The sequence below is a fragment of the Undibacterium sp. WLX3042 genome (genome assembly GCF_049544825.1).
Taxonomy (GTDB): domain Bacteria; phylum Pseudomonadota; class Gammaproteobacteria; order Burkholderiales; family Burkholderiaceae_D; genus Undibacterium.
Map to the genome: position 1 here is coordinate 1,309,812 of NZ_CP186698.1, position 25,108 is coordinate 1,334,919.

A 25,108-nucleotide genomic window follows, 5' to 3' on the forward strand; every position below is an offset into this window, starting at 1 on the left:
CGGAATGACGCTGGCTTCACTCCATCCCGTTTTCTGCAAACAGAAAACGGGGTAAAGCATATTAGATCCGCATTGGCATGACGACGTATTTAAAGTCAGCGTTATCAGGAATCGTAATCAGCGCAGATGAATTGGAATCACCTAAAGCAATGTTCACTTGCTCGCACTTCAGGTTATTCAACACATCCAGCAGATAACTGACATTGAAACCGATATCGACGTTATCGCCACCGTAGTCGATTTCAATTTCTTCCATCGCTTCTTCCTGATCGGCATTCGTTGACAGGATTTGCATGCTGCCAGGCGCGATGACACAACGCACACCTTTAAACTTGTCGCTGGTCATGATGGCCGCACGTTGCAGCGAACGCAGTAACTGTTCGCGACCAAGCGTGAAATTGTTTTTGTAACCTTTAGGAATCACGCGGTTGAAGTCGGGGAATTTGCCTTCGACCAGTTTGGAAATCAATTCGATATCAGCAAAGGTCAGTTTGACCTGGTTATTCGCGATGTCGATCTGCACAGGATCATCTTTGTCTTCCAGCAAGCGCTGCAATTCAATGATAGTTTTACGCGGGATGATGACTTCGTGGCGTGGAAATTCCTGTTCGACCTCGACCTGGCAATACGCCAGACGGTGACCATCAGTGGCAACCGCGATGACGTTCTTGCCATCGACCACCAGCAACAGGCCATTCAGATAATAACGAATATCTTGTTGCGCCATGGAGAAATGCACCATGTTGAACAAGTGTTTCAGGGTCTTTTGTGGCAGATTCACGCTGGCATTGAAGTGCTCAGCCTGAGCGACGGTGGGAAATTCTTCCGCCGCCAGTGTCTGCAATGAGAAACGGGATTTGCCCGATTGCACACTCATGCGCTTGTTATCCAGTTTCAAGACAACATCATTGTCATCCGGCAGGGCGCGCAGAATGTCGAGCAATTTACGTGCAGCGACGGTAGTAGCGACGTTGTCACCGCCAGAGCCGATTTCTGCTTTGGTCGTGATCTGCACCTCAATGTCCGTTGAGAGGAACGACACTTGTTCGCCATCTTTGCGAATGAGGATATTGGCCAAAATCGGCAATGTGTGCCGACGCTCGACAATACCACTCACAATTTGCAAAGGCCGGAGCAGGGTATCCCGGTGGGTTTTAACCAATTGCATTTGAATATCCTCACTTATGTTGTTGATAAGGAACCTGATTTGTGGGCGCCTCAGTTAAGCTCACAGGCAGTTGCATCTCACTTGCTGCTGCCTGTGACTTTATCTGTTTCGTCTCTTATTACTTTTTATGTACTGCCTGACTACTTAAAAACTCAAGCCTGACCGGAAAAACGGGCGAGGCCTTTATACTTTGATTGCTGCTGTCACTTCTGCATCCTGATGGTTCGGTTATTTTAGCCCGACCAGACTTTCAAGCTTCAGCGATCAGCCCTTGAGCGTTTGTTCCAACACATGCAGCTCATGGTTGCACTCAGGGTTTTTCGCGCGATCAGCCGTGATCTTGCGTACCGCATGCAAGACCGTGGTGTGATCGCGTCCGCCAAATAATTCACCAATCTCAGGCAAACTCTTTTGCGTCAGTTCTTTTGCCAGATACATCGCAATCTGGCGCGGTCTGGCGATATTAGCCGGACGTTTTTTCGAATACATATCGGCGACTTTGATATTGAAAAAGTCAGCCACGGTTTTCTGGATGTTCTCTACCGAAATCTGGCGGTTTTGTACTGACAATAAATCTTTCAGCGCTTCTTTCACGACATCAATCGTGATGTCTTTGCCGTGGAAGCGGGAGTAAGCAAGAATCTTGCGCAGTGCGCCTTCCAACTCACGCACATTTGAGCGCAGATGCTTGGCGACGAAAAACGCGACGTCGTCTGAAAAATGCACACCTTCGGAATGCGCTTTTTTGAGCAGAATCGCGACCCGCATTTCCAGCTCCGGTGGTTCAATGGCGACGGTTAAACCAGAGTCAAAACGGGAAATCAGGCGGTCATCCATGCCCGTGATTTCTTTTGGATAAGTATCACTGGTGATGATGATCTGTTTTTTCGCGGCGATCAGCGCTTCAAACGCATAGAAAAATTCTTCCTGTGTACGGCTTTTACCACCAAAGAATTGAATATCATCGATCAGCAACAGATCGAGCGAATGGTAATAGCGTTTGAATTCATCAAAACCCTTGCGCTGATATGCCGTGACAACGTCGCGTACATATTGCTCAGCGTGGATGTAGCGGATTTTCGCGTTCGGGTTGTCCACCAGAATCTGGTTACCGATGGCATGAATCAAGTGCGTTTTACCGAGTCCGACGCCGCCATACAAAAACAGCGGGTTGTAAGACACACCCGGATTATTCGCCACCTGTATCGCCGCAGCACGTGCCAGTTGGTTGGCCTTACCCGTTACAAAGCTGTCAAAAGTCAGTTCGACATTGATGCGGCTCAGGTCGCGCCGTGGCGATGCCTCAGGTGCAGCCACCGTTTCCTGGACAATTTCGACATTGGCCGTGGAATGATCACCATCACTGCCGTTGCTGCGAGGGGTTGGTACAGCAGGCTTTTTGCCACCACGCGGATCGAGTACAAACTGCACTTCGACTTCATCATCCCAATATTGATTAGCTAATTCTGAAATGCGGTTAGCGAACTGGGCTTTGACCCAGTCGAGTTTAAAACGGTTAGGCGCAGCAATGCGCAGCTTGCCTTCTTCGAAGTCGAGCGGTACGAGAGGTTTGATCCAGGCGCTGTATTGTTGCGGTGGAAGCTCTTGCTCAAGTTGGGACGAACAGGCTTGCCAGAAATTTTCCATGTATGACTTTAATCTATTAAATGCAAATGCGCGGTGCCGAATCTATGAAGCGATTGCGAAATCGGTTCGCCATCCGGAAGCCGGAACGGCGCGTGTAGTTGAGTGAACACAGACGAATTTCGCAACAGTTTCTATTATCCTTTTTGAACTCATTGTATCTGAGTCAGATCAAAAAAGTTGCCTTAAAGGCATAAACCGGTGCCGCGCTAATCCTCTATTTTAACCTCGACTGCAAGAGTTATCCACAGCCTTGCGATTAAATTTATTCTTCCCGGTGCTACGATGAGCGTAAACGGACCTTGATTAAATTTTGTGCTAAGTGATTGACACGTAAGCTAAAAATGGTGTCTAATTCAGGGTTCCCTACCCTCTTTTATTGGATGGTGCATCGTTTTCACGACGTGCAGCAAGCCATGAGCAGCGGTTTTGGGGCAGTAAAGGTGAAAAGCCTGACGTCAATTGAACGCAAGCCTTTACCCGTAATTCCGATTTTTTTTATTGCTCAAATAGCGAGACCAACATGAAACGTACTTACCAACCTTCCGTCGTTCGCCGCAAGCGCACCCACGGTTTCCGCGCACGTATGGCAACCCGCGGTGGCCGCGCTGTTCTGAACGCACGCCGTGCCAAAGGCCGTAAACGCCTGGCAGCTTGATTGTAAATCGTTGGTCTGCGGCAGCTCTGGCTGACATCGCATGATCAATCATTTAACTGACCAAGTTCAGGCAGATGCGGGCGGCGCAGATTTTGCCCGCGTTCGTCGCATCGTTAAAACGGATGAGTTTTCATCCGTTTTTCGTTTGCGCCCCGTGCAAAAAACGCCGCATTTTGTGCTGTATGCCCGAAGTAATGATTTGCCGCATGCTCGTCTGGGCGTTGTCGCAGCCAAGCGCTTTGCGCCCCGTGCAGTGACACGCAACACGATTAAGCGCGTCACGCGCGAGATTTTCAGGCGTTCAGCGTTGCAAAACGTGGATTGTATTGTGCGCTTATCCAGACCAGTGAACAGCAAAGACGGTCCTGCGACAACTGCCCGGCTCAAACGTGAGCTGCGGGTGGAAATCGTGCGTCTGTTCGCTGCGCCTGCTTGTAAGGCTGGCTGACATGAAAACACTGCTGCTCCTGTTGCTACGCTTTTATAAGTATGCAATCAGTCCTATGCTGGGGCAGAATTGTCGTTTTTACCCCAGTTGTTCCGAGTATGCAGCAGAGGCGATTCAGCTGCATGGCGCCGTTAAGGGAAGTTATTTAGCTGGCAAACGCCTGTGCAAATGTCATCCCTGGCATCCTGGTGGCGTGGATAATGTTCCACCTGCCGGTGAAAAAAATAAGACCGTCCCCACATCCGACAAGTGTTGCCACGATCATACTGGCGACACTGGTCATTCCTCACACCTTTCCTGACATACACAAATGGATATCAAACGTACCGTCCTGTGGGTTATTTTCTCTATGTCGCTGTTGCTCCTGTGGGATAACTGGATGCGCCACAACGGCAAATCATCCATGTTTTTTCCTTCCGCGACCACGCAGCAAAGTAAAAATGCCAGTGCCTCGGCTTCTGCCTCCGCTGTGGCCGCACCAACACCGGCAGTCAGTGCAAATGGCGCTCCGGTTTCTGCGAATAACCCTGCCGTTGCTCCTGTCAAGAGCGAGATCATCACGATCACGACTGACGTGATGAAAGCCGATATCGACACGCTGGGTGGTGAGGTTCGACGTCTTGAATTGTTGAAATACAAAGAAGACGCCAAACACGAGCATTTCTACACACCGTTTCTGGAAGCCGTTGGCCTGAAACAAAAAACAGAAAATCATAAAAACGTGGTTCTGTTTGATGCAGGTGAAAAGCGGATCTATCTGGCGCAGACAGGCCTGATCAATGGTGCGTTCCCGAACCATAAATCCTTATTCGTTGCGAAGCCCGGTAAACGTACGCTGGATGCAGATAGCAGCGTTCAATTGGTGCTTGAGTCAGAACAGAATGGCGTGAAACTGACTAAAACCTTTACCTTCAAAAAAGGTGATTACGCAGTTGGTGTTCAACATACGGTCAGCAACAACAGCACTGCGGCGATTACACCATCGCTGTACTTGCAGTTAATTCACGACGGCACGAAACCAGAGGGTGGCTCTATGTTCACCGGCCCAAGTGAATTTTATGCACCTGCAATCTATACCGATGCTGAAAAATTCCAGAAACTGGATTTTGAAAAAATTCATAAAGCCGAAAAAGAACTGGCTGGCAGCAGCAACAACAGCCATGCGAAATCAGCCGATAACGGCTGGGTTGCAGTGATACAGCATTTCTTTGTTTCCGCATTTGTACCGCAAGACAAGGGCGCGCGTGAGTTCCGCACGGAACAAGTGAAAGAAAATGTCTTCTCAGTCAGCACCGTATTGCCGCTGGGTAGTATCGCTCCGGGTGCAAGCAAATCCAGTGATGCCGTTTTATATTCTGGTCCGCAATCGACTGCCACATTGGAAAAAATTGCCCCAGGTTTAGAGCTGGTGAAAGACTACGGCATCCTGGCAATTATCGCTAAACCATTGTTTGGTCTGATGGAGTTGATACACGGCCTGATTGGTAACTGGGGCTGGACTATCGTTGCCTTCACTATTGCCATCAAACTGGCTTTGTTCCCGTTGTCGGCTGCCGGTTATCGTAGCATGGCTAAAATGAAAGTCGTCACACCGAAGATGCAGGCAGTGCGCGAGCGTTATAAAAACGATCCGCAAAAAATGAATCAGGCGATGATGGAGTTGTACAAAACTGAGAAGATCAATCCGCTTGGTGGCTGCTTCCCTATCCTGATCCAGATGCCGATTTTCCTGGCCTTGTACTGGGTATTGCAAGCCAGCGTGGAAATGCGCGGCGCGCCGTGGATGGGCTGGATCACAGATCTGACCGCACCTGATCCGTTGTTCATTTTGCCCGTGATTTACGCGATCTCGATGTACATCACAACCAAGCTCAATCCGGCACCGGCAGATCCTATGCAAGCGAAGATGATGATGTTCATGCCGTTAGCGTTTTCCGTCATGTTCTTCTTCTTCCCATCTGGTCTGGTATTGTACTGGGTCGTGAATAATATTCTGTCGATAGGTCAGCAATGGGTGATCAACAATAAATTGATTCCACCAGAGCACAAGGCTTAACGTCACACCAGAAAAAAGCCCGCGTTGCGCGGGCTTTTTTTTTATCGCTGAAACGATGTTCAGGCAGCAAGGTGTACTCTCAGCCTGTCGCATTTCAGTCACAGCTATTCAGACAATTCTGCACTTGATCAGTGCAAGCACAGATAAAATTTCAACATGACTTACGATCCTATTCCCATCGCCGCCATTGCCACTGCCCCCGGACGCGGAGGCATCGGCGTGGTGCGGATTTCTGGCAGAAATCTGGCTGCCGTGATGACAGCGCTGTTTGGCAGCACCCAGTTAAAGCCTCGTCACGCAACCTATCTGCCTTTCACACAAGCCGATGGCACGGTCATCGATCAGGGCATCGCCTTATATTTCAAAGCGCCGCATTCATATACCGGCGAAGACGTGATTGAGTTACAAGGACATGGTGGTCCGGTCGTCATGCAAATGTTGCTGAGTCGCTGTCTGGAAGCCGGTAAAGAATCTGGTCTGCGCCTGGCAGAGCCGGGTGAATTCACACAACGCGCGTTTTTGAATGACAAACTCGATCTGGCACAGGCAGAGGCGGTTTCCGATCTGATCGAAGCATCGACCGAAGCTGCCGCAAAATCGGCTTCGCAATCTTTGTCCGGCGCGTTTTCTAAAGTGATCCATGCATTGGTGGAGAAAGTTGTCCATCTGCGTATGCTGGTCGAAGCAACACTGGATTTTCCTGAGGAAGAAATCGATTTTCTCGAAAAGTCGAATGCGCGGGGCCAGCTATCGCAGATCCAGACTGCTTTGCAAAACGTGTTCGAGCAGGCAGCGCAGGGCGCTTTACTGCGTCAGGGCCTGAATGTCGTGCTGGCTGGTCAGCCCAATGTCGGTAAATCTTCTTTACTGAATGCCCTGGCGGGTGATGATGTGGCCATCGTCACACCGATCGCCGGTACGACACGCGATAAAGTGACGGAAACCATCCACATCGAAGGCATACCACTGAACATCATTGATACCGCAGGCATACGTCATGAACATGACGATACTGAGCCGGGTGGCATCGTGAATGCGATTGATACCGTTGAGCGTATTGGCATTGAGCGCACCTGGGCTGAGGTTGAAAAGGCGGATGTGATTTTGCATCTGCTGGACGCCAGCCGTGGCCCGACCCGTGCCGACGAAACTATCGTTGCGCGTTTTCCTGATGGTGTTCCGGTGATTCGCGTCTGGAACAAAATCGATCTCTCCGGTCATCATGCCAGCGTTGATCCCATGGAAGATGCAACGCATATTTATCTGTCCGCCTCTGAGCATATCGGCATTGATTTGTTGCGCAAGGAGTTATTGCGTATCGCGGGCTGGCAGCAAACAGGTGAGTCCTTATATCTGGCTCGTGAACGGCATCTGATTGCGTTGAAGCAAGCACATGAACATCTGCAAAATGCCGCTGAATACGCCGCGCAAAATGATCAGTCGCTGGATTTATTCGCCGAAGAACTGCGCCTGACTCAGGATCGTCTCAACAGCATCACAGGTGAATTCACATCGGACGATTTGCTGGGCGTGATTTTCTCGCGTTTTTGTATAGGCAAATAAGCTGTCTCCTAGCTACTGCAAAGGTTGCCCATTAATTTTCAATTTTCACTAAGAAAAACAAGTAGTTAGTACAAAGTTTGCCCATAGTTAGCAATTGACAGCAACAAGTTTTTAGTACACAGTTTAGTACACAAAGTTAACAACATTATGAATTGTGTACTAACGATGCCTAAAGCCGCCACTCCCCTATCTGACACTAAGATCAAATCCCTGCAACCGAAGGGGAGCCGCTACACCGTTTCTGATGGGGCGGGGTTGTCGCTTGAGGTCATGACTTCAGGGTCAAAGATATGGCGGTATCGTTATTCACTTCACGGTAAGCAGCAGCCACTCTTATCACTGGGCGAGTATCCAGCGGTAGGATTGAAGGACGCAAGAAAGCTGGCTGCAAAATATGCCGAGATCGTTGCGAAAGGCGTTTCCCCAGTAGCGGATATTCAAAAAGATCGGGGAAGCGCCAAAGCGTTGAATACGCTACGCACGTTTGGCGATTACTGGTTTCTTTCCGAGATTCAAGATAAATCACTTGCATACAGAACCCAGACGCGCAGGGCGTTGGACAAAGACATTTATCCTGCGATTGGTAACAAGGCATTGACTGAAGTTAATGCAGGTGACGTGCTGACCATTTGCGACAAGATCAAAAGCAGAGGCTCACCACAATCCGCACTGTTCGCCAGAAACACATTAAAGCGCATGTTCTCGTTTGCTATTTCACGTCAAGCCACATTAACAAACCCCGCGCAGCAACTCATCGCCCGATATATTGCGACACCACAAAGCAGAACCCGTGTTCTTTCCCCAGATGAGCTTGGCACTATGCTGAGAAAAATTTATGCGTCAGACATGGCGAGACCTTCCAAGCTGGCGCTGCATCTTTTGGTTATTACGATGGTGCGCAAATCTGAAATGATCGAGGCGGAATGGTCAGAGATTGATTTTGATGCTGGCATTTGGCGGATTCCAGCAGAGCGCATGAAAAAAGATAAAGAGCACTGGGTTTATCTGCCAAGACAAGCAATCAGCATGTTTGCAGAGTTAAAAGAGTTATCTCACAGCCAGCGGTTTGTTTTTCCGATGCGCAGAGGGAACGAAGATAAGCCTATTCACAAATCAACTCTGAATGTCGCCGTTCGCGCAATGGACGCAGGGATACAGCATTTTGTGATTCATGATTTCCGGCGCACAGCATCTACTCATTTGCATGAAATGGGGCAATCATCAGACGCAATAGAAAAGGCGCTGGCGCATAGTATCAAGGGCATCAAGGGCGTATATAACCGCGCAGAATATGCTGATGAGCGCAAGAAGATCATGCAGCTATGGGCGGATTTTGTGGATGCTCAGATAGAGGAAGGCCGCAAAGTAGTGATCGGTAATTTTGGTAAAACAGCAGCATAAACAGAGTTTCACCGAGCCTGACGGCATCAGGCAAAGCGGCGGACTAGGTGCTGTAACACTCAGGCCGCCTGACCACAAAGCAAACTAACAAGGAGTTTGAATCATGGCTGAAGCAGATTTTACACACACCGCAGACTTTTCCGACCGCCGTGTAATTCTTACCACCTATGACGACGACAGACTAGCGCAAGTTTCTGACAATTCAATTCGCTACGAACAGACGTGCGATGAGCCGACATACCTTGTCATACGAAAGAATGCTACGGACGAATCTTTAACTAAGGCAGCGGCAAGGTTTGGCGTAGCAATACGCGACCTGCTCGAGTTTAGAGAGCACCAAGCAAGATAACCAGTTTAACCATGCCTACCGCGACGGCGGGAAAACAAGCATTGCCCCTTTGCTTGCTGGCATGGTTTCCGATTTAAATCAGAATAATTGCGCGCGTTTAAATTACTTTTATAACTTATAGGTCTTAGAAATAAAAAATTCATAACCATTTAATATAAATAATTGCCAATAAATATATTTTCATAGCGTAGAATTGGCAACGCTGGTGCTGTATAGGCAATCAGTGAATTTTGTATTTAAGAGAAGCCATTCCTTCTCAAATCCAACGTAACACCGCAACAACCTTAAGAGACGTACCGCAATAACTTGGAGAAACAAAATGAGCAAGCCAAAAAAAGCTCCCGTTTTCGTCCGGTGCGGATCAGCTAAAGTACATATTTAAAATTACCCATACAAAGGGCACACCGGACTTAATCGCGTCCGCTTGCCCATAAATAATGCAGGTGGACGCTTAATTAAGGCTCCCCATGCAGCATAAAATCAAACCTGAAACAGCCGAGTACAGCTTATCAAAAGTAACTCGTGCAGAGTCACAATCCCTTCCAGCCGATGGCATGAGCCGTTGGAATCAAATAGCCCCGTTCTCCCCCTTCTGCCGCGAAAAATTCCGCCAGTTAGTCAAGGCAGGTAAAGCACCGCAGCCCGTCAGATTTTCCGAACGATGCACCGCCTACCCTAACCGAGAGCTTCACCGATTCTTTGCAGACCCTCTGAATTACCGTGCAGAGGTAAGCAAATGAGCGGCCGCATATTGTCCACCTGCATACTGCTGGAGATCATCCCAGACCTTGCGCCCTTGGCTGTCCTTGCCTTGTGTTTTGCGATAAGGGGATGCGTATGAGCCTAGCTATAACAGACAGCGCCAGCGGCTTTATTGAGGCGATGGCGGCCTATCTATTAGAGCCGTCAGAGATTATCAGTGACGGTAAGGTTCACCGCTTCGCTACTTCTGAAGATAAAGGACAGTCAAAAACTGGATGGTATGTTTTCTATGATGACGGAAACTTTGCCGCTGGCGCTTATGGCGACTGGCGCACAGGATTATCAGAAAAATGGTGTAGCAAGCGTAAAGAGCAGGTAAGCCCGAGTGATTGGCAAAAGCATATAGAACTGATGCAACAAGCCAAAGAGAAAGCCGAGGCCGAGCGAATCAGGGCGCAGGAGAAGGCCGCGAGCTTATGCACTGATCTATGGGATAACGCCTCACCAGCGCCAGCAGATAACCCCTATTGCCAGCGCAAAGGGATTGCCGCTCATGGAGTTAGAGAGCTTGCCGATAAGCGTACCTTATTAATTCCCATGCGTGATGAAACAGGGAATCTGACCAGCTTGCAATTTATTGAGCCGGACGGGACAAAGAGATTTAAAGCTGATGGCAAGATTAAAGGCAGCTATCACAGCTTTGGCGGAAAGCCTGTTCACACCTTGCTGATATGTGAGGGCTACGCTACTGGCGCGAGCTTACATCAGGCGACAGGCTACCCCGTGGCAGTGGCTTTCCATGCTGGAAACATGGAGACCGTGGCACTTGCCTTGCGTGCCAAGCTGGGGGCGGCTATCAAGATCATTATCTGCGCGGACAATGATAAAAAGACGGAAAGCAAGACGGGCATCAATACCGGCGTAGCAGCAGCGACCAAAGCAGCACAGGCAGTATCTGGCCTGATCGCTATTCCGCACTTCCAAAGTGGAGACACTGCACTGACGGACTTTAACGACCTGCACCAGTCAGAGGGATTACAGGCCGTTAAAGCCATCATAGATAAAGCCAATAGCACAGCGCCAGCACCACAAAAGACTAACAGCCAAGACCGTGCCGTCAATATTCGCAGTGGAGCCGATATTACCCCAGTGCCGATTACGTGGCTATGGAGTGGATGGCTACCCGCTGGAAAACTCACCATCTTGGCAGGTACAGCAGGAACAGGTAAGACGACCCTTGCCTTAGGATTGGCGGCAACGCTTTCCACCGCTGGGAAATGGCCTGATGGCAGTCATTGCCTTAAACGCGGAAACGTTCTTATCTGGTCTAGTGAGGACGTGGCAGAGGATACCTTGTTACCCCGTCTAATTGCCTCTGGCGCTGATGTGAAGCGATGCCATTTTATCGAGGGCATTACACATCATGGCGAAAATGTACCGTTTGACCCTTCGCAGGATATGCCAGACCTGCACCGTGCAGTAGAGAGCATTGGCGGAATCTCATTGCTTATCATTGACCCGATAGTGTCAGCGGTATCAGGCGACATGCACAAAGCCAACGATGTACGACGAAGCCTACAGGCCATTGTTGATTTTGCAGAGGCTCATCAGTGCGCAGTGATCGGTATCACTCACTTTGCCAAAGGCGGCGCAGGAAAAGCCCCGCAAGACCGTGTAATTGGTTCTCAGGCATTTGGGGCGCTGGCGCGTATGGTATTAGTGGCAGCCAAAGACGAAGAAGGCGAGCGGCGCGTATTAGCCAGAGCAAAATCTAACATTGCCCCAGATGATGGCGGCGTGGCCTATAACCTGAATGTCACCACGATAGAGGGCAACATAGAAACGACTTATGCCACATGGGATGGGGCTATCGAAGGAACCGCCCGCGAGATATTGGGCGATGTTGAACAGGACGGAAGTGATGATGGCAGCGAAAGAAAAGACGCGGAACAGTTTTTAAAGGACTTGCTTGCAGATGGCGATAAGCCCACCAAAGTTATTAAGGCAGAATCAAGTGATGCCGGGCATGCTTGGCGAACTATTGAGCGTGCAAAGCGTTCTTTAAGCGTAGAGGCTTACCGTGAGGGAGGACAAGGCAAGGGTAAGGGTAACTGGTTCTGGAGTATGCCAAAAGTGATTAACACCGCCAAAAATCATTTAGACCGCCAAGACCGCCAAGAAAAAAACGTGGCGGTCTTAACAGATTTTGGCGGTCTTAATGAATTTAACCCTGATTCTGATGCTAACCAGCAAGATCACATGGAGATTGAATTATGAGCGTTTGCGACCTTTTAAGAGAATGTGAGCAAAGCGGCGTATCAGTCTATTTGGTGAATGGAAGCGTGAAGGCCAGCGGAAAAAGGGAGGCCGTCAGTAAATATGCGCCATTGCTCAAAACCCATAAAGCAGAGATCGAGCGGCACTTATCAAACCCGAAAGAGCTAAATTCACTTTTTCGCTTTGACTTGGTAAAGCAAGAAATAGCAGCAGGACACTCCGAGGCCGAAATGCGGCGCATTCATAACATGGCGTATGGCTTTATGCGTGACGACCATTTACCGCTTGGAGAGGCTTTGCAGATAGCTGCACAGATCGTTATTCACTGCCCCGTAGCAGAGTGTGAGGCGGCCTATATGGATGTGATGAACTTATGGAGTAAAGGCAATGACTAAGAAAACACAAAAAGAACTTGCTGGCGCTGGCAACATTCACCCATTGAAAGCAAAGCCGGAGAATCCAAGTTTGGATGCTGTCACCGTTAAAGAGCTGGCGCGACCGCTGATACAGGCTCGCCACAGCATCAGGAAGGCGGTGCAATCGTTGAATGCAAGCCGTGATGAGGCATATCAACATGGAAGGAGAGCGAGGCAGCTAAAAGCCTATGGCAGCCCGTTCTATGCTGGCAGAATCGCAGAGTTAGAGCAGGCAGCCAGCGCCATACACAAAGGGACGGAAAGCCTCAGGGGGAAATTAAAGGCATGGGGTTATTTGCTCACAGACATAGCCCATGTACTGGATAGCTGCACTACGCTGGCGCAGAGGTGCGACCTGTTGAACGTGAACATTGCTGACCGTGGCGACCTGACAGAATCTGACGGACTGATTCAGATCATCTTTGCGCATGGCTTGGAAGATTCAGCAGAACACCGAGGAAAAGACTTTAAGGAAGGTGCGATGTTTGAAGCCTTGCAAATGGTGTTCATGGACTTCCTGACCAATACCGACGAAGGGAAAGCATTAGGTGAATCGCTATTTGAAGAAGGTGGGCTATTTGAGTCCATAGCGACCTACACAAAAGACAATGACGGCAATTTGAAGCCCACGCCACCAAAGCTAAGTTTGGTGAAGCCTACCTACCACTAACACCAGCGCCAGCCATGTACTAACCCCGTGCCAGCCCCGTGCTGGCTTTTTCATTGGTTCGCATTGGCAAGGTGCGCAAACGAAGGTACGCAGAAGGTACGCAGCCATAAGTGGATAAACCCGAACCAGAAGCAGCCAGCCACATAGAGAAAACCAGCACAGACGGAAAAATATAATTCCGCCATGCTGTCAAATAAGTGCGCAATGAGGTACGCAGCCTGTCACCTATTCAGACTTTTCCGAGGTCATAAAAAAGGACGCGCACGCATCTGCAAAATAACCCCATGAAAGCGAATGTCAACTTACCGATGTGGCGGAGGCTCCTGAAGGTCTGATTTAGTTCGAGGGGGCGCAGAGGCTCGGACACAGACACTTTTTGCGATGGAAATACTTGATAGCCTATCGGATAGAACGAAATGATATTTAAATATTATGATGTGCTGATCTGATTAATTATTAAGCAAACCGATTGCGAGGTGTGACGGATGGCGATTACGCTTAGTAAGCATGGGGTACATTTTGTTTTTAGTACACAAGTTAGTACACAAAACGTATCGTAATTTTGAAAACCCTTACTGGGATTAGCTTTTAAGACCCTCTCTAGCTTCTGTATAGATAAGCAGGGCGCTTTATCTTAGCCGTTATCGCGAGAAACGTCGCGAGACTGTATTGCTGAAACCACTGATATGTTACCTGTTGACACCAGGCTGACTATCTCAGACTGAATATACATCGCTGGGGAGCATAAACAAGTTCGCCTATGTTAAGGTGTGCGGATACCGAATTTTTCTGTTTGCATCATGTGTCAATTACTAGGAATGAACTGCAATACCCCGACCGACATCGTGTTCAGTTTCACGGGTTTTGCGACGCGCGGCGGACGTACCGACGAGCATAAGGATGGCTGGGGCATCGCTTTTTTTGAGGGTAATGGCGTACGTCATTTTGTCGATCATCAACCCGCAGTCAGCTCACCGGTGGCTGATCTGATCAAGCGCTTACCGATACAGTCAAAAAATGTGATTGCACATATCCGTAAGGCGACACAAGGTGAAGTCATGCTGGAAAACTGCCATCCGTTTGTACGTGAATGCTGGGGACGTTACTGGGTATTTGCCCATAATGGCGACCTGAAAGAATTTGCGCCCGAATTCGACGGCAGTTTTTTACCGGTAGGAACGACGGATAGCGAACGCGCTTTTTGCTACATTCTGCAGCAAATGCGTCAGCGGTTCGGGCGAACCTTACCGGCATTGCCCGAGCTGACTGCTTTTCTGCGCGGCATTGTCAGCGACATCGCCGCTTACGGCACATTCAATATGATGCTGTCGAATGGTGAGGCCTTATTCACCCACTGTTCGACCAAATTACATTACATCATCCGGCAGTATCCGTTCACGACCGCGAATTTATCTGATGAACAGGTGACGGTCGATTTTGCCGAGGTCACCACACCGGATGACAGAGTGGCGGTGATCGTTACAGAACCGCTGACCAGCGACGAAATATGGACGCAGTTTGCCCCTGGAGAAATGAAAGTGTTTGTCGACGGCAAGGTGCTGACGGAGTTACCGGCATGAGTGCGCGTCCGGTCGATCAGCTTGATGCGAATCTGCTGCGGGTGCTGCATACTTTGCTGAGTGAACGCAGCGTCACGCGTACTGCAATGAAGCTGGGGCAATCTCAACCTGCCATCAGCAATATGCTGAAACGCTTACGCGATATCACTGGCGACGCGATTCTGGTCCGCGGTAAAAACGGCATGACACCGACTGAACGCGGGCAGGAGTTACTGGTGCTGGCGGGGCGGGGACTGAGTTTACTGGAAAGTATCGCCAGTCCGCCGCCAGCATTTGTCGCCGCAACCAGCGAACGGGTATTTCATCTTGGTGCGCCCGATTACCTCAGTGTTTTACTGATTCCTCTGGTCATGGAAAAAGTGCGGGAACTCGCGCCCAACGCAGTTCTGGTTGTGCATGCACTGAATGCCGGTTTTGATTATGCCGCCGCGCTGGAAAGCGGCGAGCTCGATTGCGTGATCGGTAACTGGCCGGATTTGCCACCGCATTTGCATATCGCACAGTTGTTTGAAGACGATGTCGTTTGCATGGTGAATCGCAAGCATCCTGTTGTCAGCAAAGGATTGTCACTGAAATACTATCTTGAAATGGCACATCTGGCACCAACGCCTTACATGATGGGACATCGCAGCATTATCGATACCGCCCTGGCAGAACAGGGGCTGAAACGTAAGATACAGATGACGATACCGTATTTCGGCATGGTGCCGTATATCTTGTCGAAAACAGATTTAATTTTTACTACCAGCCGCAGTTTTGCTGTTCAGTGTGCGAAAGACTGGCCGATAGAAATATTAGCGATGCCGATTGCGATGCCGAAGATGCAGTTCTTCATGTTATGGCACGAGCGGGTACATGCGGCAACCGAGGTGCAATGGCTGCGTCGCATCGTGGCGGAGGCCGCTGGCGAAGTCTATGCCTGAGTTCGGGCAAAGATAAAAAAACGTCGCCTGGTGTGCTACCGGGCGACGTTTTTTTTAACTATGTGAGCGGAAGCAGATCAGCCTGGTACTTTGCCATCCACGCCTTCAACATAGAATTTGATTTCGTGCAGGAATTTGTCGTCAGCAACGACATCTTTACCCAGCACTTCTTTACCTGTGTTGTCTTTGATCGGACCTTTCCAGATTGGTGCTGTGCCATCAATTACACCCTGGCGTTTTTCTGCGATGAGTTTTTTAATATCATCAGATAAATTCGCGTTGAATGCTTTCAGGTCTATCATGTTTTCTTTCAGACCCCACCAGGTGGTTTCTGATTTCCATTTGCCTTCCATTGCTTCGCCAACGCGTTTGATGTAGTAGCCGCTCCAGTCGATTACCGACGCTGCCGCATGCGCTTTCGGGCCAAATTTGGTCATGTCGCTATCCCAACCGAATGCGACCACGCCTTTTTCTTCTGCTGTCTGTACAACTGCTGCGGAATCCGTGTTTTGCATCAAGACGTCAACACCCTGACCAACCAGTGTTGTTGCTGCTTCGCGTTCTTTACCCGGATCAAACCATTTGTTGACCCATACAACTTTGGTTGTTGCTTTAGGATTCACGCTGCGCGCGCCGAGGGTAAAGGCATTGATGTTACGCAGCACTTCCGGAATTGGTACGGAAGCGACCACGCCCAGTTTGCCGGATTTAGTCAATTTACCGGCAGCGATACCCGCCAGATAAGCGCCTTCATACGTGCGGACGTCGTATTGCGCCAGATTGTCTGCCGTTTTGTAGCCTGTTGCGTGTTCAAATTTCACATCAGGAAAGTCTTTCGCCACTTTCAGCATCGCTTCCATGTAACCGAAGGTGGTGCCGAAAATCACTTTGTTACCTTGTGTCGCCAGATCGCGAATTACGCGTTCCGCATCAGCGGCACTTTCCGGTACGTTTTCGACAAATGTCGTTTTCACTTTGTCGCCGAATTTGGCTTCAACCTGTTTGCGCGCTGCATCGTGTGCGTAAGTCCAGCCTGCGTCGCCAACCGGGCCAACATAGATGAAGCCGACTTTCAAAGGCTCAGCTGCCGCTGTTGCGGCAACCGCGCTCGCAGCTGCGGCTTCTGGCTTTGCTTCTTCTTTTTTACCGCAAGCAGCAAGGCCAAAGACGGCCAGTGACATTGCTGCCACCAGTGTTTTTCTACGGGAAATTTTCATAATGAGCTTCCTTCGGTGAATAAAAAATCAGGTTTTCAGAAAACGGTACAGCGTGAACCATCTGCCCGGTTCATGGGCGGAAAGGTTTTCCCAGAGATGCAGGCATATTCAGGCGTATCCAGTCCGGATTGCGCGAAATGAGTACCAACACAAGTATTGTGGCTGCATACGGCAGCATCGATAAAATTTGTGAAGGAACCGCAATACCGATGGCCTGAAAATGAAACTGCAAGATAGTCACGCTGCCAAACAGCAAGGAACCCAGCAAGACGCGTGCCGGACGCCAGGTAGCGAATGTCGTCAGTGCGAGGGCAATCCAGCCGCGTCCAGCGACCAGACCTTCCACCCACATCGGTGTATAGACGACTGACAGATAGGCGCCTGCAATACCGCAACAGGCACCACTAAACAGTAATGCAGCGTAGCGGATTTTTCTGACGGGATAACCGAGAGCATGCGCAGATTCCGGCGATTCACCAACGGCGCGCAACACCAGGCCGGCGCGGGTGCGATATAAGAACCAGATAATGCCGACACATAACAACAGGCTGAAATACACAGCCCAGTGCTGGTCAAAGAACGCCTTACCGAGAAACGGCAATTCCGATAAAAATGGAATACCATGCGCGCCCGCTGGTAAGGATTGACCGACGAAAGATTGCCCGATAAACGCCGATAGTCCGGCACCAAAAATCGATAATGCCAGACCCGTCGCTACCTGATTGGTGGTCAGTACCAGTGTCAGCCATGCAAACAGGCTGGACATCAGCATGCCTGCGAGCGCACCTGCGACAAAACCAAGAGCAGGAACATGGGTCTGATGAGCCACCGCAAAGCCGACAATAGCAGCGACCAGCATCATGCCTTCGGCACCAAGATTGAGCACGCCTGCACGTTCATTGATCAGTAAACCCAGGGCAGCGATCAGCAGAGGCGTACCAGAATTGATTGACGCAGCAATCAGAGCAGCAAAATTTTCCATGCTTATTTCTTCCAGCGCAGGCGGTAATTGATTAAGGTGTCACAGGCCAGCAACATGAATAACAGCATGCCCTGAAACAAGCCGGTAATCGCCGAAGGCAGACCGAGACGCGACTGTGCCATTTCTCCACCAAGGTAAAACAGAGACAGCACCAGTCCGCCGAAAATGGTGCCGATAGGATTTAAGCGACCGATAAAGGCAACGATAATGGCAGCAAAGCCATATCCGGGCGAAATCGACGGCAACACCTGACCGATAGGTCCTGCGACTTCAAATGCGCCAGCCATGCCCGCGAAGCCGCCGGAAATCAACAGCGAAGTCCATAAAGCCTTGCGACTGGAAAAACCCGCATAACGGGCGGCCAGTGGTGCTAGCCCACCGACGGTCAGACGAAAGCCAGCAAAGCTGCGATAGATAAAAAGCGCCATGCCACTGCTGGCGGCCAGCATCACGAGAAAGCCGATGTGCAGGCGGCTGCCGTGGAAGATATGGGGCAACAGAAATTCGCTGGAAAAAACTTTTGATTGCGGAAAGTTCATCCCATTCGGATCTTTCAGCGGACCATTGACGGCATACATCAGCAATAACTGCGCGATATACGTCAGCATCAGCGATACCAGAATTTCATTCGCATTAAAACGATCACGTAATAACGCCGTGACAGATGCCCATGCGGCGCCACCGGCGATACCCGCCAGCGTTGCCAGTAATAACACCAGACCGCCCGGAATATTCGACATGCCAGGTGTGCCCTGGTCGAAAAAAAGTATGGTCGTTCCGGCAGCGAGGCCGCCTGCAATCAACTGACCTTCAGCACCGATGTTCCAGATATTTGCTCGGTAGCAGACCGACAGTCCCAGCGCGCACAGCACCAGTGGCGTGGTTTTCAGCAATAAATCAGCGATGGTCGAAGCGTTACGTAAAGGTTCCAGCAAAAATACCTGTAACGCAGTCAGTGGATTTTTACCAAGTGCGAGAAACAGCAGACCACCAAAAAAAACCGTCAACAACAGAGCGAATACTGGCGAAAAATAAGCCATCACCCGTGATGATGCCGGACGTAATTCCAGTTTAAACATGAGCGGCCTCTTGCATTGATGTCACCTGATCTTCCCATAAACCACTCATCCATAATCCTATCTGTTCTCTACTGGCGTCAGCCGTAGCCACTGAGGGAGACAAGCGTCCTTTGGCAATGACATACATGCGATCGCACAACTCAAATAATTCATCTAATTCTTCGGAAATCACCAGCACTGCGCAGCCTGCCTGTTTCAACTGACGGATTTCACCGTGAATCTGAGCGGCAGCGCCGACATCCACACCCCACGTAGGTTGTGCCACGATGAACACATCGGGATGTCGCATGATTTCGCGACCCACAATAAATTTCTGCAAATTCCCACCGGATAAGCTGCGTGCGGCTGCCGCAGGCCCTGAGGCTTTCACGCGAAAACGGCCGATGATGTCGCTGGCGGCTTGTATCGTATGTTTAAAATTGATCATGCCGTGGCGTATAAATGGTGCTTTTTGCTGCGACAACAGCATGTTGTCGGTCAGGCTGAGCTCAGGTACTGCGCCACGTCCCAGGCGTTCCTCCGGCACCAGACTTTGTCCCAGTTCGCGCCGTGCTTCCGGGCCGTAGCGGCCGACAGCTATGCCTTTGAGCTGTATCATCTGTGCCGCCGGACGACGGTCTTCACCGGACAGGGCTGCCAGCAATTCCTGCTGACCATTACCGGAGACGCCGGCAATGCCAACAATCTCACCACCAAATAAACTCAGATCAATCTGCTCTAATGCCGTCGCAAATGTATGCGCTTTCGGCAGGCTGAGTCGCTCTATCTGCAGTCGCAATGGTCCTTTTTGTATGCTTGCATCATGCGGGTGGTGCTGAACGGCGTCACCGATCATCATGCGCGACAGGCTGGCTGCGGTTTCCTCGCGTGGATCGCAATGGCCGGTGACTTTGCCCATGCGCATCACAGTCGCCGAATGGCACAGTTCACGGATTTCATCGAGCTTATGGCTGATATATAAAATGCTGCAACCTTCTGCAGCAATTTTGCGCAGGGTGACAAATAATTTTTGTACCGCTTGCGGCGTCAGGACTGAGGTTGGTTCATCCAGAATTAATAACTGCGGATGTGTCAGTAGGGCACGCACAATTTCCACACGCTGACGTTCACCGACAGATAAAGTGTGAACATGCCGTTGTGGTTCCAGCTCTAGTCCGTAATTTTCACCAGTCTGACGGATTTGCTCTGCCAGTTGCGCCATATCCGTCGCAGCATCAAGGCCGAGCGCGATATTTTCTGTCACTGTCAAAGTATCAAACAGGGAGAAATGCTGAAACACCATCGAAATGCCGAGTTTGCGCGCATCTTGCGGCGTTGCTATTTTTACTTCCTGACCATTCCACAGCACCTTGCCAGAGTCTGGTTTGACAGCGCCGAAAATAATTTTCATCAGCGTCGATTTTCCGGCACCGTTTTCGCCCAGTACTGCATGAATTTCGCCGGGAGCAACGCTGAGATTAATATGATCGTTGGCGATGACCGAAGGATAGCTTTTACAGATATCGGACAGTGCTAACCTCGGCGATAGCGGTGCTGCGATAGAAGTCACAATGACCTTTCTATGGAAAAAACGGTTGGGGCGCTGGTGAACATGGACGTCGTTTTTATAAATCCTGCACGAATGATGGATGACGAGACCAGCCGGTGTCATATTGTCATCGATAGCACGACGTTATTGATTCACCATCCTCTGCGCCATTCGCTACATCAGGAATGCTTCATGAATACTCTTTTTAAGCAAGAACAATGCCCTCAGATTAAGAGGCTTGTTGTGCAGGAATTATCATGAAAACCGCATGTTGAGTATTCGGCCGACATTATAAATGCGACTGACACATTCACAAAACCAAAATTACCCGGAAATCATTGACATTTGTGCGAGTCGGCCCGCTGACGATCAAATCTCCCAGCGCCGAAAAATAGCCATAGCCATCATTATTTTCCAGCATGTGTTTTGGCGATAAATTGAGTGCCATGGCTCTTTGTGCAGATGCAGGTTCGTAGTAGGCGCCGGCGTTGTCTTCCGAGCCATCAATGCCATCAGTGTCGCAGGCCAGTGCGTAAATGCCGGGGTGACCGTTGAGCGTTGCGGCCAGGCTCAGTAAAAATTCTGCATTACGGCCACCGCGACCATTGCCGCGGACCGTTACCGTGGTCTCGCCGCCGGACAAAATGACGCAAGGCTTGGGGAATGGCTGGCTTTTACGGACGACCTGTAATGCCAGCGCTGCATGCATGAGGCCGATATCGCGCGCTTCGCCTTCAATGCCATCCGATAATATGTGGGCCGCAACACCCATGGTTCTGGCCTGATACGCTGCCGCGTCGAGCGCATGCTGCGCGGTGGCGATGATGTGATGTTCGTGGCGGGCAAAGCGCGGGTCGCTGGACTTCGGCGTTTCCCCACGTCCTGACTGCAGATGGGCGGCGATATTGTCAGGTATCGCAATCGCATATTTTTGCAAAATAGCGAGTGCATCATCACAAGTTGTGTCATCCGGCAGTGTCGGGCCGCTGGCGATAATACTGGCGTCATCGCCGGGCACATCTGAAATCATCAGGGTGATCACTCTTGCCGGGGCGCAGGCTAATCCTAATCTGCCGCCTTTGATTGCGGACAGATGCTTGCGTACGCAATTCATTTCGCTGATGGCTGCGCCGCTTTTCAAGAGCGCTTTGTTGATGGCTTGTTTTTGTTCCAGTGAGATGCCCTCTGCTGGCAGAGCCAGTAAAGCAGAACCGCCGCCGGAAATCAGACACAGCACCAGATCGTCTTTTGTCAGTCCCTGTACCATATCCAAAATCCTCGCAGCCACTTGCTGTCCGGCGCTATCAGGGACAGGATGGGCAGCTTCGATAACCTCAATTTTCTCGCACGCGACACCGTGACCATAACGCGTCACGACCAGCCCTGATAATTCACCCTTCCAGTGTTGCTCAACCGTGTGCGCCATCGCTGCCGCGCCTTTGCCTGCGCCGATCACGATGGTGCGACCGTGCCGTGGTGGTTCCGGCAAAAAAGCAGGCAGACATTTTTCTGCGCTGACGGCATTGACCGCTGCCTGATACAGTGAATTCAGAAATTCGCGTGGAGATGAGATGGACATAGTGTTGAGTAGTAAGATGGCGGTTCGACAAAAACAGCACTTCGGATTACAACTCGCAAGTGCCACTGAACAACATACATAAATCAGAAAAATCATCATAAACGATATGGCTTACGATTTCGGTGAAGTAAATTCAACAATGCAGCAATACGTGGACCGTCAGATACTGGCGGGGGTATCGACAGCAGTGCTGGTGGGGCGTGATCTGGTGCATGAACACCACGCCGGTTGGGCTGACATTGAGAACCAGATTCCTCTGCGTGGTGATCATTTGTTCCGGGTTTTTTCGAATACTAAGCTGATCACCTCGATGGCGATCATGCTGTTAATCGAGGATGGAAAAATCGCACTCGATGATCCGCTGGGAAATTATTTGCCGCAATTGGGAAAGCGTCGTGTGTTGAAGGCTGGTGCGAACAGCCTTGATGATACTGAACCGGCACGTTCATCGATCACTATCCGTCATTTGCTGAACCATACGTCTGGTTTGAGTTACGGACTGCTGGATCACGGCAGCCTGATGTACAAGGCTTATAACGAACGTAAAGTGTTGAATGCCTTCCAGACGCTGGCGGAAATGATTGATATTCTGGAAGAATTGCCGCTGAGTTTTCATCCCGGTGAAGCCTGGCAATATTCAATTGCTACTGACGTGTTGTCGCGTGTGGTCGAGGTGGTCAGTGGCAGAAATTTTGATCAGTTTCTGCGTTTGCGGATACTCAATCCGCTGGGGATGGATGACACCAGTTTCTATGTTCCGGAAAATAAACTGAATCGTCTGACAGCTTATTACGGCGGTGCTGATCCTGCAAATGTGTTGCAGCGTGGTTTGCGCAGGCTGGATAAATCGCCTTACCCCGGCGCGTTCACGATGCCGGTGCCGCGCTTGTCCGGTGGCGGTGGTCTGGTATCGAGTATGCACGATATGCTGGCGCTGATGCGCAGCTTTATGCCCGATGGCGATCATTTGCTGAAGCCCGAAACGCTGCATCTGATGATGCAGAATCAGTTACCGGCCGGCACCGGCATCAGTTTTCCTGGCGTTGGTGATGTGCCCGGCAAGGGTTTTGGATTCGGTGGCGCAGTGACTTTACGGCCGTCGTCGATAGATCCGGCCGGGTCCGAAGGTGAGTTTGAATGGGGCGGCATCGCAGGTACTCACTGGTGGATCAACCCGCGCCACAATATTGCTGGGATACTGATGACGCAAAGATTAATGAGCTTTTGGCATCCGTTTTCATTTGATTTCAAGCGCCTCGCGTATGCGGCAATCGGCGTGAAATAAATAGTTGTCGCGCCCAGAAAAAGCAATTCATATTGCCGACACATCCTTCGCTTAGCATAGTCATCATTAACAAATACTGTGAGGAAAAATGTATATTTGTTCAATTCGTTCTTTATTGTCGTCTGTGTCGGTATTGCCAGTCGCAACTGTTCTGACTTTATCCGCTTGTAGTACGTCACCCCAACTGTCTGCACAACAAGATGGCCTGCAACAAGCATGGACTGTGCTTGGTGAACAGGGGCAAGCAGTGGCACGTGTCGTGACCACGGATACAGTTTGTCCGGTGTTGACGCAAGATGGTAAAGCGCAAATGATGACCGCGCGTGCCGACGCCGCGACCATCCCGCAACGCAAGACCGCAAGTAGTGCGAACGATTCTAAACCGTCCGCATTTCCGGTGCTGACTTGCGAGGCGGCATTATCACCAACAACTATGTCTGCCAGCGTTGGCGGGCGCGAGTTGCCGTTGCCGCAGCCTGTCGCAAAAAAAATTGTCGTGATTGGCGATACCGGTTGCCGTCTGAAACTGGCGGATAACTATTTTCAGTCATGTAGCGACAGCGAGAAATGGGCCTTCAGATCGATGGTCGAAGCCGCTGCGAAAACAAAGCCGGACCTGGTGATTCATGTCGGTGATTATCATTACCGCGAGAATGCCTGCCCGGAGGGGAATAAAGATTGTGCCGGCAGTCCCTGGGGTTATGGCTGGGATACGTGGAAAGCGGATTTTTTTGACCCGGCACAGGCATTATTGCAAGCCGCACCGTGGGTGATGGTACGTGGCAATCATGAATCCTGTCTGCGTGCCGGACAAGGTTGGTGGCGTTTCCTTGATCCACGGCCGTTACAGGGCGGGCGTGATTGTAATGCAGAACGTGATGATGCCATTGGAGATTACAGCCCGCCTTACGCTGTACCCTTGGGACGTGTCGGGAAGGAGTCAGCGCAACTGATCGTATTTGACTCGTCTAAAGTACCGAACAAGGCATTAGGTAAAAATGATGTGCCGTATCAGGTTTACATGGAACAATTCAAGACCGTGAATCAATTGTCTGATTCTGCCGACTTTAATATTTTCATCAATCATCATCCTATCCTCGGTCTGGGGGCGGGCAGGAATAAACAGGGTGGATTAACGATCTGGCCCGGAAATGCTGCCTTGCAGGGCGTGATGAATGATATTAATCCGACGCGTCTGTTTCCGTCCAAAGTGCAGGCGACACTGGCCGGACACGTGCATTTATTCGAGGCACTGACGTTTGCCAGCGATCATCCGGTGCAGTTTGTTTCGGGTAATGGTGGCTCGTCACTTGACTCACCGCTGCCAGCCGCTTTACCGGCGGGAACCACGCCGTATGCCGCAGCAGAAATTGCACATTTCAGCAATTCCAACGACGTTGGTTTCATGGTGATGGAACGCGAACCGCAGTCCTGGAAAATTCAGGCCTGGAATAAAAATGGCAAGCTGATGACCGAATGCCGTACTCAGGGTAAACAGACTCAGTGCCAATCCATGCAATAGTGCAGATGTTCGCATGGTGCTTTGAAATGAGCACCATGCGAGCAGCATACTGAACATTCAG

General features: G+C 50.3%; 21 protein-coding genes. 14 read left to right on the forward strand and 7 right to left on the reverse strand.

Annotation, left to right across the window (positions count from 1 at the left end):
* Positions 1-61: 61 nt before the first annotated feature.
* Complete coding sequence (gene dnaN / locus ACPAOP_RS05885) at positions 62-1,168, reverse strand: DNA polymerase III subunit beta (RefSeq protein ID WP_423680334.1); 1,107 nt, start codon at positions 1,166-1,168, stop codon at positions 62-64.
* A 264-nt stretch (positions 1,169-1,432) separates the two neighbouring features.
* Positions 1,433-2,815 (reverse strand): chromosomal replication initiator protein DnaA, encoded by a 1,383-nt coding sequence (gene dnaA / locus ACPAOP_RS05890; RefSeq protein WP_423680335.1) that lies wholly within the window; start codon positions 2,813-2,815, stop codon positions 1,433-1,435.
* 520 nt (positions 2,816-3,335) lie between these two features.
* Between dnaA and rpmH the strand changes: the two genes are divergently transcribed.
* From rpmH to ACPAOP_RS05950, 12 genes are all read left to right on the forward strand, one after another.
* Positions 3,336-3,470, forward strand: a complete 135-nt coding sequence (gene rpmH / locus ACPAOP_RS05895) for a 50S ribosomal protein L34 (RefSeq protein WP_061535510.1) — start codon at positions 3,336-3,338, stop codon at positions 3,468-3,470.
* A gap of 40 nt (positions 3,471-3,510) precedes the next feature.
* Complete coding sequence (gene rnpA, locus ACPAOP_RS05900; protein WP_423709637.1) at positions 3,511-3,918, forward strand: ribonuclease P protein component; 408 nt, start codon at positions 3,511-3,513, stop codon at positions 3,916-3,918.
* Position 3,919: 1 nt separating this feature from the next.
* Positions 3,920-4,219, forward strand: a complete 300-nt coding sequence (gene yidD, locus ACPAOP_RS05905) for a membrane protein insertion efficiency factor YidD (RefSeq protein ID WP_186896068.1) — start codon at positions 3,920-3,922, stop codon at positions 4,217-4,219.
* A gap of 9 nt (positions 4,220-4,228) precedes the next feature.
* Positions 4,229-5,974, forward strand: a complete 1,746-nt coding sequence (gene yidC / locus ACPAOP_RS05910; RefSeq protein WP_423709638.1) for a membrane protein insertase YidC — start codon at positions 4,229-4,231, stop codon at positions 5,972-5,974.
* A gap of 156 nt (positions 5,975-6,130) precedes the next feature.
* Positions 6,131-7,537, forward strand: coding sequence for a tRNA uridine-5-carboxymethylaminomethyl(34) synthesis GTPase MnmE (mnmE, locus tag ACPAOP_RS05915; RefSeq protein ID WP_423709639.1), 1,407 nt, complete (start codon positions 6,131-6,133; stop codon positions 7,535-7,537).
* Between the two features lie 165 nt (positions 7,538-7,702).
* Complete coding sequence (locus ACPAOP_RS05920) at positions 7,703-8,938, forward strand: tyrosine-type recombinase/integrase (RefSeq protein ID WP_423709640.1); 1,236 nt, start codon at positions 7,703-7,705, stop codon at positions 8,936-8,938.
* Positions 8,939-9,041: 103 nt separating this feature from the next.
* Positions 9,042-9,287 (forward strand): hypothetical protein, encoded by a 246-nt coding sequence (locus ACPAOP_RS05925; protein ID WP_423709641.1) that lies wholly within the window; start codon positions 9,042-9,044, stop codon positions 9,285-9,287.
* Positions 9,288-10,124: 837 nt separating this feature from the next.
* Positions 10,125-12,266, forward strand: a complete 2,142-nt coding sequence (locus tag ACPAOP_RS05930; RefSeq protein ID WP_423709642.1) for an AAA family ATPase — start codon at positions 10,125-10,127, stop codon at positions 12,264-12,266.
* Complete coding sequence (locus ACPAOP_RS05935; protein WP_423709643.1) at positions 12,263-12,661, forward strand: hypothetical protein; 399 nt, start codon at positions 12,263-12,265, stop codon at positions 12,659-12,661. The genes ACPAOP_RS05930 and ACPAOP_RS05935 overlap by 4 nt, the downstream gene beginning before the upstream one ends.
* Positions 12,654-13,352 carry a hypothetical protein gene (locus ACPAOP_RS05940; protein ID WP_423709644.1) on the forward strand — a complete coding sequence of 233 codons (699 nt, stop codon included), beginning with the start codon at positions 12,654-12,656 and terminating at the stop codon, positions 13,350-13,352. The genes ACPAOP_RS05935 and ACPAOP_RS05940 overlap by 8 nt, the downstream gene beginning before the upstream one ends.
* A gap of 800 nt (positions 13,353-14,152) precedes the next feature.
* Entirely contained in the window at positions 14,153-14,932 is a 780-nt protein-coding gene (locus ACPAOP_RS05945; RefSeq protein WP_423709645.1) for a class II glutamine amidotransferase, read from the forward strand.
* Positions 14,929-15,855, forward strand: a complete 927-nt coding sequence (locus ACPAOP_RS05950) for a LysR family transcriptional regulator (protein ID WP_423680351.1) — start codon at positions 14,929-14,931, stop codon at positions 15,853-15,855. The genes ACPAOP_RS05945 and ACPAOP_RS05950 overlap by 4 nt, the downstream gene beginning before the upstream one ends.
* 77 nt (positions 15,856-15,932) lie before the next feature.
* On the opposite strand, the gene ACPAOP_RS05955 is transcribed toward ACPAOP_RS05950, so the two are convergent.
* From ACPAOP_RS05955 to ACPAOP_RS05975, 5 genes are all read right to left on the reverse strand, one after another.
* Positions 15,933-17,072 carry a BMP family ABC transporter substrate-binding protein gene (locus ACPAOP_RS05955; RefSeq protein WP_423680353.1) on the reverse strand — a complete coding sequence of 380 codons (1,140 nt, stop codon included), beginning with the start codon at positions 17,070-17,072 and terminating at the stop codon, positions 15,933-15,935.
* Between the two features lie 70 nt (positions 17,073-17,142).
* Complete coding sequence (locus tag ACPAOP_RS05960) at positions 17,143-18,054, reverse strand: ABC transporter permease (protein WP_423680354.1); 912 nt, start codon at positions 18,052-18,054, stop codon at positions 17,143-17,145.
* Between the two features lie 2 nt (positions 18,055-18,056).
* Positions 18,057-19,133 carry an ABC transporter permease gene (locus ACPAOP_RS05965; RefSeq protein WP_423709646.1) on the reverse strand — a complete coding sequence of 359 codons (1,077 nt, stop codon included), beginning with the start codon at positions 19,131-19,133 and terminating at the stop codon, positions 18,057-18,059.
* Positions 19,126-20,673: an ABC transporter ATP-binding protein gene (locus tag ACPAOP_RS05970; RefSeq protein ID WP_423709980.1), complete on the reverse strand. Its 1,548-nt coding sequence runs from the start codon at positions 20,671-20,673 to the stop codon at positions 19,126-19,128. Before ACPAOP_RS05970 ends, ACPAOP_RS05965 begins: the two co-directional genes overlap by 8 nt.
* A gap of 298 nt (positions 20,674-20,971) precedes the next feature.
* Positions 20,972-22,240 carry a glycerate kinase type-2 family protein gene (locus ACPAOP_RS05975; RefSeq protein ID WP_423709647.1) on the reverse strand — a complete coding sequence of 423 codons (1,269 nt, stop codon included), beginning with the start codon at positions 22,238-22,240 and terminating at the stop codon, positions 20,972-20,974.
* A gap of 106 nt (positions 22,241-22,346) precedes the next feature.
* Here ACPAOP_RS05975 and ACPAOP_RS05980 point away from each other — a divergent pair, with 106 nt between their 5' ends.
* Entirely contained in the window at positions 22,347-23,525 is a 1,179-nt protein-coding gene (locus tag ACPAOP_RS05980; protein WP_423709648.1) for a serine hydrolase domain-containing protein, read from the forward strand.
* Positions 23,526-23,613: 88 nt separating this feature from the next.
* Positions 23,614-25,047 (forward strand): metallophosphoesterase family protein, encoded by a 1,434-nt coding sequence (locus ACPAOP_RS05985; RefSeq protein WP_423709649.1) that lies wholly within the window; start codon positions 23,614-23,616, stop codon positions 25,045-25,047.
* The last annotated feature ends 61 nt before the right edge of the window (positions 25,048-25,108 follow it).

Coding starts and splice junctions, on each gene's coding strand:
- dnaN (WP_423680334.1), bottom strand. CDS start 1,168: ATGCAATTGGTTAAAACCCACCGGGATACCCTGCTCCGGCCTTTGCAA.
- dnaA (WP_423680335.1), bottom strand. CDS start 2,815: ATGGAAAATTTCTGGCAAGCCTGTTCGTCCCAACTTGAGCAAGAGCTT.
- rpmH (WP_061535510.1), top strand. CDS start 3,336: ATGAAACGTACTTACCAACCTTCCGTCGTTCGCCGCAAGCGCACCCAC.
- rnpA (WP_423709637.1), top strand. CDS start 3,511: ATGATCAATCATTTAACTGACCAAGTTCAGGCAGATGCGGGCGGCGCA.
- yidD (WP_186896068.1), top strand. CDS start 3,920: ATGAAAACACTGCTGCTCCTGTTGCTACGCTTTTATAAGTATGCAATC.
- yidC (WP_423709638.1), top strand. CDS start 4,229: ATGGATATCAAACGTACCGTCCTGTGGGTTATTTTCTCTATGTCGCTG.
- mnmE (WP_423709639.1), top strand. CDS start 6,131: ATGACTTACGATCCTATTCCCATCGCCGCCATTGCCACTGCCCCCGGA.
- ACPAOP_RS05920 (WP_423709640.1), top strand. CDS start 7,703: ATGCCTAAAGCCGCCACTCCCCTATCTGACACTAAGATCAAATCCCTG.
- ACPAOP_RS05925 (WP_423709641.1), top strand. CDS start 9,042: ATGGCTGAAGCAGATTTTACACACACCGCAGACTTTTCCGACCGCCGT.
- ACPAOP_RS05930 (WP_423709642.1), top strand. CDS start 10,125: ATGAGCCTAGCTATAACAGACAGCGCCAGCGGCTTTATTGAGGCGATG.
- ACPAOP_RS05935 (WP_423709643.1), top strand. CDS start 12,263: ATGAGCGTTTGCGACCTTTTAAGAGAATGTGAGCAAAGCGGCGTATCA.
- ACPAOP_RS05940 (WP_423709644.1), top strand. CDS start 12,654: ATGACTAAGAAAACACAAAAAGAACTTGCTGGCGCTGGCAACATTCAC.
- ACPAOP_RS05945 (WP_423709645.1), top strand. CDS start 14,153: ATGTGTCAATTACTAGGAATGAACTGCAATACCCCGACCGACATCGTG.
- ACPAOP_RS05950 (WP_423680351.1), top strand. CDS start 14,929: ATGAGTGCGCGTCCGGTCGATCAGCTTGATGCGAATCTGCTGCGGGTG.
- ACPAOP_RS05955 (WP_423680353.1), bottom strand. CDS start 17,072: ATGAAAATTTCCCGTAGAAAAACACTGGTGGCAGCAATGTCACTGGCC.
- ACPAOP_RS05960 (WP_423680354.1), bottom strand. CDS start 18,054: ATGGAAAATTTTGCTGCTCTGATTGCTGCGTCAATCAATTCTGGTACG.
- ACPAOP_RS05965 (WP_423709646.1), bottom strand. CDS start 19,133: ATGTTTAAACTGGAATTACGTCCGGCATCATCACGGGTGATGGCTTAT.
- ACPAOP_RS05975 (WP_423709647.1), bottom strand. CDS start 22,240: ATGTCCATCTCATCTCCACGCGAATTTCTGAATTCACTGTATCAGGCA.
- ACPAOP_RS05980 (WP_423709648.1), top strand. CDS start 22,347: ATGGCTTACGATTTCGGTGAAGTAAATTCAACAATGCAGCAATACGTG.
- ACPAOP_RS05985 (WP_423709649.1), top strand. CDS start 23,614: ATGTATATTTGTTCAATTCGTTCTTTATTGTCGTCTGTGTCGGTATTG.